The organism is Streptomyces adustus, from assembly GCF_009377175.1.
Lineage (GTDB): Bacteria > Actinomycetota > Actinomycetes > Streptomycetales > Streptomycetaceae > Streptomyces > Streptomyces adustus.
Genome location: NZ_VJZD01000256.1, coordinates 1 through 13356, shown reverse-complemented (window position 1 = coordinate 13356; position 13356 = coordinate 1). Strand labels below are relative to the sequence as shown.

Sequence of the window (13356 nt, the reverse complement as noted above, 5' to 3'; positions counted from 1 at the left end):
GGGGCCGGGGGTGGGCCGGCGGGTTCGCCCTGGCTGGCGCTGTTGCCCTCGACCCGGCTGCGGGTGACCGGGCGGCTGGCTCCGGCCGCGACGGGCGGCGACCGGATCGCGGCCGTACTGCGGGTCCGGGACCGGGCGGCGCCGGAGGTGACGAAGGGACCCTCCGGGGCGCAGCGGTTCGCGGGACGGTTGCGCGCGGGACTGAGGCAGGCCACCGACGGGCTCCCGGGGGACGCGCGGGCGCTGCTGCCCGGCCTGGTCGTCGGGGACACCTCGCGCATCACACCCGAACTGGACGAGGCATTCAAAAGGACCGACCTCGCGCACACCCTGGCGGTCTCCGGGAGCAACCTGACGATCCTCCTGGCCCTGCTCCTCGGGCCGCCCGGTCTGGCCCAGCAGGTCGAGCGGCGCGGCCTCGCACCCCGCCTCGGCATCCCGCTCCGCACGACGGCACTGTGCGGGGGCGCGCTCACCGTCGCGTTCGTGGTCGTGTGCCGACCCGACCCGAGTGTGCTGCGGGCGGCGGCCTGCGGCACGGTCGCGCTGCTCGCCCTCGTGACCGGCCGCCGCAGATCCCTCGTCCCGGCACTGGCGACGGCGGTGCTGCTGCTGGTGCTGTACGACCCGTGGCTGGCCCGAAGCTACGGCTTCCTGCTCTCGGTGCTGGCCACCGGCGCGCTGCTCACGCTGGCGCCGCGCTGGAGCGCCGCGCTGCGCCGGCGAGGGGTGCCGCCGCGGATGGCCGAGGCGCTGTCCGCGGCGGGCGCGGCGCAGATGCTGTGTGCGCCGGTCGTTGCCGTGCTGTCGGCGCGGGTGAGCCTGGTGGCGGTGCCGTGCAACCTGCTCGCCGAGTTCGCGGTCGCACCGGCCACGGTGCTGGGCTTCGCGGCGCTGTCGGCCGCGCCGGTGATGATGCCGGTGGCCAAGGCGCTCGCGTGGTGCGCGAGTTGGCCGACGGGGTGGATCGCGGGCGTCGCACGGTACGGGGCCGCGCTGCCCGGTGGCGGAGTGGACTGGCCGGGCAGTTGGGCGGGCGCGCTGCTGCTCGCGCTCGTCATGGTGGTGGTTGTGGCGGTCGGGCGGCGGCTGCCGCGGAACCCGTGGCTGGCCGGGGCCTGCGGGGTGCTGTTCGTCCTTGTGGTGGTGCGGCCGCCCTCGCTGACCAGGGTGATCAGCGGATGGCCACCGCCGGGCTGGCGGTACGCCGTGTGTGATGTGGGGCAGGGGGACGCGACGGTGCTGGCGGCGGGGGAGGGAACCGGTGTGGTCGTGGACGCCGGACCCGACGCGGCGTCGGTCGACCGGTGTCTGCGCGCGCTCGGTGTCACCAGAATCCCGCTGGTCGTGCTGACCCACTTCCACACCGACCATGTGGCGGGGTTGCCGGGCGTGCTGCGCGGACGTTCGGTGGGCGCGATCGAGACGACGGGGTTCGCGGAGCCCGCTGACCAGGCCGAGTTCGTCAGGACGCAGGCCGCGGCGCACGGCGTCCCGGTCACCGAGGCCGCCGCCGGGGAGCAGCGCCGTATCGGCGACCTCTCGTGGGAGGTGCTGTGGCCGCCGCCGCGTCAGGTGCCCGCGCCCGACGGCCCGAACGACGCCAGTGTCACGTTGCTCGTGCGGTCGGCCGGACTGCGACTGCTGCTGCTCGGTGACCTCGAACCTCCGGCCCAGCAGGCGCTGTTGCGGTCACCGGCGGCCGGGGCGCTGGCGGCGGTGGACGTGCTCAAGGTGGCCCATCACGGCTCGGCCCATCAGGACCCGGATCTCATACGGGTGGTGTCGCCGCGGCTGGCCCTCATCTCCTGCGGTGCGGACAACCCGTACGGACACCCGGATCCCGGCACGGTCGCCGCGCTGCGGGCCGGGGGAGCCGCGGTGCTGCGGACGGATGTGGACGGGGCGTTGGCGGTGACCGAGGAGGAGGGGGAGCTGAGGGTGACCGAGGGCGGATGACGGGAGGGCGGATGACGGGGAGAGCCGGCGGGAGGTGGCGATTTCCGGGTGTCGCGGTGCCGGAGAATGGGTCCGTGAGCGATGTGAGACATGTGCTGGTGCTGCCCGACCGAGATGCCGCGGAGGAGGCGGTGGAGGCGCTCGGGGAGCGGTTCGGACTCGACGAGGAGCCGCGGCTGGTGCGGGACGCGCTGGCCGGTGAGGACGACGCCGAGGACGCGCAGTGGCTCCTCGCCATCCAGGACGCGGAGGGGCGGCTGGACCCCCGGGAGCTGGACGCGTTCGCGGGGGAGTGGGACGGCTGGCGCGAGGAGCCGTGACCCGGGACCGCGAGGAGCCGTGACCCGGGGACGCGAGGAGCCGTGACCCGGGGACGCGAGGAGCCGTGACCCGGGGACGCGGAACTCCGGGACAACGGCCGGCACCGGGACGGCGGCGGCGGGGACGGGGATCCGGTCCCGCGGTGGCGTTCTTCGGCCGGTCGACCGGCCGACCGGCGGCCGGCTCGCGGGGTGTTGTCGGTGGGCCGTGCCATGCTTGTCCCGATGGCAAGGAAGACTGCGAATGACGACCCGCTCGCCCCGGTGACCCTGGCCGTGGGCCAGGAGGACCTGCTGCTCGACCGCGCCGTGCAGGAGGTGGTGGCCGCCGCGAGGGCCGCCGACGCCGACACGGACGTACGCGACCTGACCTCGGACCAGTTGCAGCCCGGCACGCTGGCCGAGCTGACGAGCCCCTCGCTCTTCGCGGAGCGCAAGGTCGTGGTCGTACGCAATGCGCACGATCTGTCCGCCGACACGATCAAGGACGTGAAGGCGTATCTCGGGGCACCGGCCGAGGAGATCACGCTCGTGCTGCTGCACGCGGGCGGGGCCAAGGGCAAGGGGCTGCTGGACGCCGCGCGCAAGGCGGGGGCGCGGGAGGTGGCGTGCCCCAAGATGACGAAGCCGGCGGACCGGCTGGCGTTCGTCCGGGGCGAGTTCCGCACGTTGGGACGGTCGGCGACGCCGGAGGCGTGCCAGGCACTCGTCGAGGCCATCGGGAGCGATCTGCGGGAGCTGGCGTCCGCGGCGGCGCAGCTGGTCGCCGACGTGGAGGGGACGATCGACGAGGCCGTCGTCGGGCGGTACTACACCGGGCGGGCCGAGGCGTCGAGTTTCACGGTCGCGGACCGGGCGGTCGAGGGGCGGGCGGCGGAGGCGCTGGAGGCGCTGCGGTGGTCGCTGGCGACGGGAGTGGCGCCGGTGCTGATCACGAGTGCGCTGGCACAGGGGGTGCGGGCGATCGGGAAGCTGTCCTCGGCCCGCGGCGGGCGGCCGGCCGATCTGGCGCGGGAGCTCGGGATGCCGCCCTGGAAGATCGACCGGGTCCGGCAGCAGATGCGGGGGTGGACGCCGGACGGGGTCGCCGTCGCCCTGCGGGCGGTGGCCGAGGCCGACGCCGGGGTCAAGGGCGGCGGGGACGATCCCGAGTACGCCCTGGAGAAGGCGGTCGTGACGATCGCCCGGGCGGCGCGGTCCCGAGGGCGCGCGTAACCGGGAAGCCGTTCGCGGTCCCGAGACCGCGCGTAACCCGGACGCGGTCCGGGAGGTCGGCAGGGGGCAGCGGGGCACCACCCGCACCAGGGGGCACCACCCGCGCATACCCGTCCCCCTGCCTTCGCCCCCGCCCCGCTTCTGCCGCTGCCTCTGGTGCCGCCGCTGCTCATGCCGAAGGCCCCGGTGCTCGTCCTGGGGAAGGGCGAGGCGCCGGGGCCTTCGGTTCAAAGCGGGGGATCCGCGCCCGCGTGGCGAACGCAGGCCGCGCGCAGATCCATGGGTGCCGGACGGGAGCGGATGAGAGAGGGCCCGCTCTGGGTCCTTCCGGCGGTCAGATCAAGAAAGAGGATCAGCCGTTGAGGTTGGCGACCTTGGAAGCCAGCGCCGACTTCTTGTTGGCGGCCTGGTTCTTGTGGATGACGCCCTTGGAGACGGCCTTGTCGAGCTGACGCGCGGCAGCGCGCTGGTACTCGGTGGCCTTCTCGACGTCACCCGCGGCAGCGGCCTCGCGGGCCTTGCGGATCGCGGTCTTCAGGGAGGACTTGACCGACTTGTTGCGCAGTCGCGCCTTCTCGTTGGTCTTGATCCGCTTGATCTGGGACTTGATGTTCGCCACGAATGAGCCTTCACAGGTTCTGGCGCGGGGCCGCTCGGGTCCCGTGCCGATGATTTTCTTGGGGTGTGTCTCGCGCTGAGAGGGCAAGAGACACAGCCCCCCACACTACCAGGGGCTCTCCGGCTGGCCCAAACCGGCTTCAGGTGGCCGCGCGTGGGACCATGGAGGCTACGTATCGATCCGACCCGAGACCGCACACACTGCGGACGCCTCAAGAATCAGGACCCTGCGTGCCCGCGATTCCTAGCCATGTGCCCGAGCCGAGCCGTACCGACCCGGCTCAGATCCGCAATTTCTGCATCATCGCGCACATCGACCACGGCAAGTCCACGCTCGCCGACCGGATGCTCCAGCTGACCGGTGTGGTCGACCAGCGGCAGATGCGCGCTCAGTACCTCGACCGCATGGACATCGAGCGCGAGCGCGGCATCACGATCAAGTCCCAGGCGGTGCGTCTGCCCTGGGCCCCGACCACGGGTCCCGACCAGGGCACGACGCACATCCTCAACATGATCGACACCCCGGGGCACGTCGACTTCACCTATGAGGTCTCGCGGTCGCTGGCCGCCTGCGAGGGGACCGTCCTCCTCGTCGACGCGGCCCAGGGCATCGAGGCGCAGACCCTCGCGAACCTGTACCTCGCGATGGAGAACGACCTGGCCATCGTCCCCGTGCTGAACAAGATCGACCTGCCGGCCGCGCAGCCCGAGAAGTTCGCCGAGGAGCTCGCCAACCTGGTCGGCTGCGACCCCGACGACGTGCTGCGGGTGTCCGCCAAGACCGGTGTAGGTGTGGACGACCTGCTGAACAAGGTCGTCGAGGCGGTTCCGGCGCCGGTCGGGGTCGCCGACGCGCCCGCCCGCGCGATGATCTTCGACTCGGTGTACGACTCCTACCGGGGCGTCGTGACGTATGTGCGTGTCGTCGACGGGCAGCTCAACAAGCGTGAGCGGATCCGGATGATGTCGACCGGCGCGACGCACGAGCTGCTGGAGATCGGCACCAACTCGCCCGAGATGCTGCCGGCCGACGGCCTCGGCGTCGGCGAGGTGGGCTATCTCATCACCGGTGTGAAGGACGTCCGTCAGTCCAAGGTCGGTGACACCATCACCACCCTGCACAAGGGCGCGACCGACGCCCTCGGCGGGTACAAGGACCCGAAGCCGATGGTGTTCTCCGGGCTCTACCCGCTCGACGGCTCCGACTACCCCGAGCTGCGCGACGCCCTCGACAAGCTCCAGCTCAACGACGCCGCCCTCGTCTACGAGCCGGAGACCTCCGCCGCGCTCGGCTTCGGCTTCCGCGTCGGCTTCCTCGGGCTGCTGCACCTCGACGTGATCCGGGAGCGGCTGGAGCGCGAGTTCGGGCTCGACCTCATCGCCACCGCGCCGAACGTGGTCTACCGCGTCGTCATGGAGGACGGCAGCGAGCACACGGTCACCAACCCGAGCGAGTTCCCCGAGGGGAAGATCAGCGATGTGTACGAGCCGGTCGTACGCGCCACGATCCTCGCGCCCTCCGAGTTCATCGGCTCGATCATGGAGCTGTGCCAGACCCGGCGCGGCACCCTCCTCGGCATGGACTACCTGTCGGAGGACCGGGTCGAGATCCGTTACACCCTGCCGCTCGCCGAGATCGTCTTCGACTTCTTCGACCAGCTGAAGTCCAAGACCCGCGGCTACGCCTCGCTCGACTACGAGCCCACCGGCGAGCAGGCCTCCAGCCTGGTCAAGGTCGACATCCTGCTGCACGGCGACAAGGTGGACGCCTTCTCGGCGGTCACGCACAAGGACGCGGCGTACGCGTATGGAGTGCGGCTCGTCGCCAAGCTGCGCGAGCTCATCCCGCGGCAGGCCTTCGAGGTGCCCATCCAGGCGGCCATCGGCTCCCGGGTCATCGCCCGCGAGACGATCCGCGCCATCCGCAAGGACGTCCTCGCCAAGTGCTACGGCGGTGACATCTCCCGGAAGCGGAAGCTGCTGGAGAAGCAGAAGGAGGGCAAGAAGCGCATGAAGATGGTGGGTTCCGTGGAAGTTCCGCAGGAGGCCTTCATCGCGGTTCTCTCCAGCGACGACAGCGCGGGGTCGGGCAAGGGCAAGAAGTAACCACGGGTTACCCGTGGGTACATCGTCGAAACGGGCGCAATCGGGGCTCGTCGTGCGAAAGCGCGGCGGGCCCCGGTGCGTGCGGGCCGTCGCTCTCTGTAGGAAGTGACAGGCCGCGGCCTCTTACGCAGGGGGCGGTCGCGCCTTACTCTGATCTCTGCTCGATAGTTACTCGCGAGTTAAACAACGCTCGGACAGCAGCTCGTGAGCAGACCCAGCCGTACTGAGCAGGCCCGTACTGAGCCAGCCGAGCCAGCCGCACCGTCGCGGGCCCCGGAGGATGTCGTGAGCGACACACAGACACTGATCGAGAACCGTCCGCCGTCCGTCGCGGGCCTCTTCCTTGACCGCGTGGCGGCCACTCCGGACGCAGAGGCCTACCGCTACCCGGTGGTGGCGGAAGCGGGCGAGGGGCCGGACGACTGGAAGTCGCTCAGCTGGGCGCAGGCCGCCGAGCGGGTCTACGCGATCGCCGCGGGCCTGATCGAGCTGGGCGTGCAGCCCGAGCAGCGGGTGGCCCTGGCCTCCTCGACCCGGGTCGAGTGGATCCTCGCCGACCTGGGCATCCTGTGCGCCGGTGCCGCCACGACCACGGTCTACCCGCAGACCAACGCCGACGAGTCGGCGTTCATCCTCTCCGACTCGGAGAGCCGGGTGCTGATCGCCGAGGACGCGGCCCAGCTCGCCAAGGCGCAGGAGAAGCGCGCCGAACTGCCCGAGCTCACCCACGTCGTGGTGATCGACCCGGCCGGCGTCGAGAGCGACGACCGGGTCCTCACCCTCGCCGAGCTGGAGCGGCGCGGCGCCGCCTACCTGGAGAAGCACCCCGGCCTGATCAAGGAGCGGGTCGCGGCGATCACCAAGGACCAGCTCGCCACCCTCATCTACACCTCGGGTACCACCGGCCGCCCGAAGGGCGTGCGCCTGCCGCACGACAACTGGTCGTACATGGCGAAGGCGATCGCCGGGACCGGGCTGATCGGCTTCGAGGACGTGCAGTACCTGTGGCTGCCGCTGGCGCACGTCTTCGGCAAGGTGCTCACCTCCGGTCAGATCGAGGTCGGGCACGTCACCGCCGTCGACGGCCGCGTCGACAAGATCATCGAGAACCTTCCGGTCGTCAGGCCGACCTACATGGCGGCCGTGCCGCGCATCTTCGAGAAGGTCTACAACGGGGTCGCGGCCAAGGCCCGCGCGGGCGGCGGCGCCAAGTACAAGATCTTCCAGTGGGCCGCCGAGGTCTCCCGCGAGTACGCCAAGGTCACCCAGGACAACTTCCGGCGCACCGGCAGCCACGCGGCGCCGTTCGGGCTGGCGGCCAAGCACAAGGCCGCCGACGCGCTCGTCTTCGCCAAGATCCGCGAGGCCTTCGGCGGCAACCTGCGCGCCTGCATCTCGGGCAGCGCCGCCCTCGCGCCCGAGATCGGCTACTTCTTCGCCGGTGCCGGGATCCACATCCTGGAGGGCTACGGCCTCACCGAGTCCTCCGCCGCCTCCTTCGTCAACCCGGGCGAGGCCTACCGCACCGGCACGGTCGGCAAGCCGCTGCCCGGCACCGAGGTGCGCATCGCGGACGACGGCGAGATCCTGCTGCGCGGCCCCGGCATCATGCAGGGCTACCACGGGCTGCCCGAGAAGACCGCCGAGGTGCTGGAGGCGGACGGCTGGTTCCACACCGGCGACATCGGCGAGCTGTCGGCCGACGGCTATCTGAAGATCACCGACCGCAAGAAGGACCTGATCAAGACGTCCGGCGGCAAGTACATCGCGCCGGCCGAGGTCGAGGGCCAGTTCAAGGCGGTGTGCCCGTACGTCTCCAACATCCTCGTGCACGGCGCCGACCGTAACTTCTGTACGGCCCTCATCGCGCTCGACGAGCCGTCGATCCTGGAGTGGGCGAAGGAGAACGGACTGGCGGACAAGCCGTACGCCGACGTCGTCGCCGCGCCGGCGACGGTCGCCATGGTCGAGGGGTACGTCAAGCAGCTCAACGAGGGTCTCCAGCGCTGGCAGACCATCAAGAAGTTCCGGCTGCTGCCGCGCGACCTCGATGTGGAGCACGGCGAGATCACGCCGAGCCTGAAGCTGAAGCGGCCGGTGGTGGAGCGTGAGTACAAGCACCTGATCGACGAGATGTACGCGGGCTCGCGCGAAGCGTAGGCAGGAGGGCCGGGCGCTGCGCGGTGGGCGACAGATGTTGTCCGGATGCTCGGAGTCGGTCAGATTTCTGCCCGTCTTCGAGCACGCGCGTAGCACGGTTTTCACTCATGGCCACCCACTTCGGTAACTCGGCGCTTATGGACGCGCTCGGTCTGTCACGCTGTCGGCAACGACCGAGGTCCATTCGTCCGAACCGTTCGGGAGCCGCCCATGGGGGCCATTCCGACGCAACGGGAGAACCTTCCCCTTGCCTCCGATGCTTCCGGTGCCTTTGACGCCTGCGCGCCGGAGCGCGCGCAGGTGCGCGCGATCCTGGCCGGAAACCCTCTCGCGCCCGGCTCCGCCCGCGCACTCGTACGTGCCGCGCTCGTCGACTGGGCCGAGCAGGGTCCGCCCGCCCTGCGCACCGGCCACCTGGCCGACGACGTGCTGCTGGTCGTCAGCGAGCTCGTCACCAACGCCGTCGTACACGCCGGCACGGACGTCGAGCTCGTGTGCCGCCTGGAGGAGGAGGCGGCGGCGGGCGCGGTCGTCGTGGAGGTCTCCGACCAGCACCCCTCGCGGGCCCCGCGCGACGGCGGCCCGGAACCGGCGTACGAGACCCCGGAGTACGGGCGCGGTCTGCGCCTGGTCGCCACGCTGGCCGAGGCTTGGGGCGTCACCTACCGCAGGGGCGCCAAGGCGGTGTGGGCACGGCTGCCCTTCGAGCCTCCCGACGGCGTCGAGGCGCACGACGACGCGTGCGCCCCGGCGTACGCCCTCGGCGTGGCCGAGATCCTCGCCCCCGAACAGCAGCGGGCCGAGCGGGACGGGGACTGGCTGGGCCGCGGCGCCCTGACCTTCCTCGCCGAGGCCTCCGACCTGCTCGCGGGCCAGCTCGACGAGGACCTGGTCGCCGCGCTCACCGGCCAGCTGCTCGTGCCGCGGCTGGCCGACTGGTGCGCGGTGTGGCTGGAGGACGAGGCCACCGGCCGCGGCGGCTGGTCCGGCGACCTCGCATCGGGCGCCGGACCGCGGCTGGCCCGGGTCTGGCACGGCAGCGAGAACGTCATCGAGGAGCTGCGCAGAGCCCTGGAGAAGGACCCGCCCCGGCCGTCGGAGGGGATCGTCGCCGGGCCGGTTCCGTTCCCCTGGCCCGCGGTGGCCTGGACCGGGGACGACTCCCACGGACCCGGTGATCCGTGCGGGACCGGTGACGCGTACGGGATCGGCGGGTCGTACAAGGCCGGTGGGCCGTACGGGGCCGGCGGGTCGTACGGTACGGCGCTCGCCTACCGGCTCGTCGCGGGCGGCCGCCCGCTGGGCACCCTGGTCATCGGCCGGGCCGGACTGGCCCGCTTCCCCGACGAGGTCACCGGGCTGGTCGAGGACCTCAGCCGCCGGGTGGCGCTGGCCATCGGCGCCGCCCGCCAGTACGCCCGTCAGGCCACCATCAGCGCCGTGCTCCAGCGGGGGCTGCTGCCCGGCGCCGTCGCCGAGATCCCCGGTGTGCGCAGCGCCCTCGTCTACGAGCCCCGCGACAAGGGCGGACCCAGCGGCGACTTCTACGACCTCTTCCCGGCCGGCGACGGGCGCTGGTGCTTCGCCGTCGGCGACGTCCAGGGCAAGGGCCCCGAGGCGGCCGTGGTGATCGGCCTGGCCCGGCCCTGGCTGCGGCTGCTGGCCCGCGAGGGCTATCGCGTCGCCGACGTCCTGGACCGCCTCAACCAGCTCCTCCTCGACGACGCCACCGAGGCCGCGGACGCCTCCGCCCGTGCCCTCGTCGGCCCCGCCGCCCACGGCGACGGCCCGCAGACCCGGTTCCTCTCGCTCCTCTACGGCGAGCTCGCCCCCTTCGACGGCGGCCTGAGCTGCACCCTCGCCTCCGCCGGACACCCGCTGCCGCTGCTCCTCGGGCCCGACGGCGACGTCCGTACGGTCGCCCGGCCGCAGACCCTCCTCGGGGTCGTCGAGGACGAGACGTACACCAGCGAAACGTTCGAGCTGCGCCCCGGCGACAGCCTGCTGTGCGTCACCGACGGGGTGACCGAGCGGCGTTCCGGCTCCCGCCAGTTCGACGACGGCGACGGCCTCGCGGTCGCGCTGGCCGGCTGCGCGGGGCTGGACGCCGAGCTGATCGCGGAGCGGATCATAGGGCTGGTGCACGAGTTCGGCGGGCACCCGCCCGAGGACGACCTGGCGCTGCTGGTGCTCCAGGCGGAATAGCCCCGGACCGGCCCGGGGTGACGGACCCGGGGCGCGACAGGCTCCAGGGTCCGGTGAACGTGCGGGACAATGGAGCACATGCCTTCCGCACTCCCCGACGGCGAGCCCGTCCCCGACGACGGCGCGCTGCCCGCGTCCGCGCTCGCCGGGGCCGCCGACCGCCCCCTCGGGTTCTACCTGCACGTCCCCTACTGCGCGACCCGCTGCGGCTACTGCGACTTCAACACCTACACGGCGACCGAGCTGCGCGGCACCGGCGGCGTCCTCGCCTCCCGCGACAACTACGCCGAGACCCTGGTCGACGAGATCCGCCTGGCCCGCAAGGTCCTCGGCGACGACCCACGCGAGGTCCGTACGGTGTTCGTCGGCGGCGGCACGCCCACCCTGCTGGCCGCGGACGATCTCGTCCGGATGCTGGGCGCGATCCGCGACGAGTTCGGGCTGGCGGCGGACGCGGAGGTCACCACGGAGGCGAACCCGGAGTCGGTGGACCCCGCCTACCTCGCCACGCTCCGCGCCGGCGGCTTCAACCGGATCTCCTTCGGCATGCAGAGCGCGAAGCGGCACGTGCTGAAGGTCCTCGACCGCACGCACACCCCGGGGCGGCCCGAGGCGTGCGTCGCCGAGGCCCGCGCGGCCGGCTTCGAGCACGTCAACCTCGACCTGATCTACGGCACCCCGGGCGAGTCCGACGACGACTGGCGAGCCTCGCTGGACGCGGCGATCGGGGCCGGCCCCGACCATGTGTCGGCGTACGCCCTGATCGTCGAGGAGGGCACGCAGCTCGCCCGCCGGATCCGGCGCGGCGAGGTGCCGATGACCGACGACGACGTCCACGCGGACCGCTACCTGATCGCCGAGGAGACGCTGTCGGCGGCGGGCCTCGACTGGTACGAGGTCTCCAACTGGGCGACCTCGGAGGCGGCCCGCTGCCTGCACAACGAGCTGTACTGGCGGGGCGCCGACTGGTGGGGCGCCGGGCCGGGGGCGCACTCGCACGTGGGCGGGGTGCGCTGGTGGAACGTCAAGCACCCGGGGGCGTACGCGGCGGCGCTGGCGTCCGGGCGGTCGCCGGGGGCCGGACGCGAGGTCCTGGCGGACGAGGACCGGCGGGTGGAGCGGATCCTGCTGGAGCTGCGGCTGCGGGAGGGGGTGCCGCTCGGGCTTCTGAAGGAGGAGGGGCTCAAGGCGTCGCGCCGGGCACTGTCGGACGGGCTGCTGGTGCGGGAGGCGTACGACGACGGGCGGGCCGTGCTGACGCTGCGGGGCCGCTTGCTGGCGGACGCGGTGGTGCGGGACCTGGTGGACTGAGGAGTCCCCCCGCGCGACAGCGGGGAGCGCGACCCGCTCGACCGGGTGGACGCACCGTCGGCCCTGTGGGCGAGCCGGTCGACGGACCGCCTCGGCGCGCAGGCGCGGGCGGAGAGCGGTCCGCCGGTCCCGGCGGATCAACGGCGCGGCATGCCTCAGGGCACGGTCACATGGTCGATGAGACGCTCGACACAGCCCAGCAGCTCCGGTTCCAGGTCCTTGTAGGAGCCCACGCGCGCGAGGATCGCCTGCCACACCGCGCCCGTGTTGTCCGAGGGCCAGCCCAGCGCCCGGCACACGCCCGTCTTCCAGTCCTGGCCGCGCGGGACCCGCGGCCACGCCGGGATGCCCAGGGACGACGGCTTCACCGCCTCCCAGACGTCGATGTACGGGTGGCCCACCACCAGCGCGTGCTCGCTCGTCACCGACGCGGCGATACGGGACTCCTTGGAGCCCGGCACCAGGTGGTCCACCAGGACGCCCAGGCGGGCGTCCGGGCCGGGGGAGAACTCGGCGACGATCGCCGGGAGGTCGTCGACACCCTCCAGGTACTCCACGACCACGCCCTCGATGCGCAGGTCGTCGCCCCACACCTTCTCGACCAGCTCGGCGTCGTGCCGGCCCTCCACATAGATCCGCCCGGCGCGGGCCACCCGGGCGCGTGCGCCGGGCACCGCGATCGAGCCGGACGCCGTACGGGCGGGCTGTGCCGGGCCGCCCGCGGACGGCCGGACCAGCGTCACCACGGCGCCCTCCAGGAGGAAGCCCCGCGGCTCCAGCGGGAACACCCGGTGCTTGCCGAACCGGTCCTCCAGCGTCACCGTGCCCGCCTCGCAGCGGATCACCGCGCCGCAGAACCCGGTCGCGGGCTCCTCGACCACGAGACCGGGTTCGGCGGGGACCTCCGGGACGGGGCCGGTCTTCTTCCACGGCGGCGTCAGGTCGGGCGAGTACGAGCGCATTCGCACGACGATAGGAGAAGTGGTCGGCCCGGTCTCACGACACGCCGAAACGCCGCGCCAGCGCGTCCCGCTGGGCACGGACGAAGGACGCGTCCACCACCGCTCCGTGACCGGGCACGTACAACGCGTCCTCGCCGCCCAGTTCCAGCAACCGGTCCAGGGCCGCGGGCCAGCGCGACGGCACGGCGTCGGGGCCGGCCTGCGGTTCGCCGGACTCCTCGACCAGATCGCCGCAGAACACCACCACCGGGTCGCTCGCCACCACCACCGCGAGGTCCCGGGCGGTGTGCCCCGGGCCCACGTCCGCCAGCCGGATCCGCGGGCCGCCCGCCGGCTCCAGGTCCAGGGTGCCGCGCACGGTCCGGTGGGGGCGCACGAGGGCGTCGGCGGCCTCCTCCGCGGCCCGGCGGTCGAGGCCGTTGCGCACCGCGTCCGCACACATCCCGGCGCGATCCGTCCCGAAGAAGCCCCCGTCCCCGCCTCCGCGCGCGTCCCCGCGC

10 protein-coding genes are annotated in these 13356 nt (G+C 72.7%); 7 read left to right on the top strand and 3 right to left on the bottom strand.

Translation table 11 applies throughout. The features are described 5' to 3' along the window. The 3 genes from FNH09_RS38270 to holA all read left to right on the top strand — a co-directional run. Positions 1-1959: ComEC/Rec2 family competence protein (locus tag FNH09_RS38270; protein WP_152894476.1), on the top strand; the 1959-nt coding region annotated here is incomplete at its 5' end. Between the two features lie 74 nt (positions 1960-2033). Next, positions 2034-2279 carry a hypothetical protein gene (locus FNH09_RS38265; RefSeq protein WP_162469725.1) on the top strand — a complete coding sequence of 82 codons (246 nt, stop codon included), beginning with the start codon at positions 2034-2036 and terminating at the stop codon, positions 2277-2279. 225 nt (positions 2280-2504) lie between these two features. After that, positions 2505-3494, top strand: a complete 990-nt coding sequence (holA, locus tag FNH09_RS38260; RefSeq protein WP_202919843.1) for a DNA polymerase III subunit delta — start codon at positions 2505-2507, stop codon at positions 3492-3494. A gap of 352 nt (positions 3495-3846) precedes the next feature. On the opposite strand, the gene rpsT is transcribed toward holA, so the two are convergent. Further along, the gene (rpsT, locus tag FNH09_RS49175) at positions 3847-4113 is read right to left on the bottom strand and encodes a 30S ribosomal protein S20 (RefSeq protein WP_162469724.1); all 267 of its coding nucleotides are present in this window, start codon (positions 4111-4113) and stop codon (positions 3847-3849) included. Positions 4114-4343: 230 nt separating this feature from the next. Between rpsT and lepA the strand changes: the two genes are divergently transcribed. The 4 genes from lepA (at position 4344) to hemW (ending at position 11894) form a co-directional block, all read left to right on the top strand. Further along, on the top strand, positions 4344-6218 hold the full coding sequence (lepA, locus tag FNH09_RS38250; RefSeq protein WP_162469723.1) for a translation elongation factor 4: 1875 nt from the start codon (positions 4344-4346) through the stop codon (positions 6216-6218). A 285-nt stretch (positions 6219-6503) separates the two neighbouring features. Then, positions 6504-8378, top strand: coding sequence for an AMP-binding protein (locus tag FNH09_RS38245; protein ID WP_162469722.1), 1875 nt, complete (start codon positions 6504-6506; stop codon positions 8376-8378). A 210-nt stretch (positions 8379-8588) separates the two neighbouring features. Then, the gene (locus FNH09_RS38240) at positions 8589-10583 is read left to right on the top strand and encodes an ATP-binding SpoIIE family protein phosphatase (RefSeq protein ID WP_152894473.1); all 1995 of its coding nucleotides are present in this window, start codon (positions 8589-8591) and stop codon (positions 10581-10583) included. Between the two features lie 78 nt (positions 10584-10661). Further along, positions 10662-11894: a radical SAM family heme chaperone HemW gene (gene hemW, locus FNH09_RS38235; protein WP_152894472.1), complete on the top strand. Its 1233-nt coding sequence runs from the start codon at positions 10662-10664 to the stop codon at positions 11892-11894. Positions 11895-12049: 155 nt separating this feature from the next. Here the strand turns inward: hemW and FNH09_RS38230 are convergent, their stop codons facing one another. Together FNH09_RS38230 and FNH09_RS38225 are read right to left on the bottom strand one after the other, a co-directional pair. Further along, a complete protein-coding gene (locus FNH09_RS38230; protein WP_152894471.1) occupies positions 12050-12856 on the bottom strand; it encodes a DUF3097 domain-containing protein in 807 nt (268 codons plus the stop codon). Between the two features lie 34 nt (positions 12857-12890). Beyond that, a partial coding sequence (locus FNH09_RS38225; RefSeq protein ID WP_476691276.1) for an MBL fold metallo-hydrolase occupies positions 12891-13356 on the bottom strand: 466 nt, incomplete at its 5' end.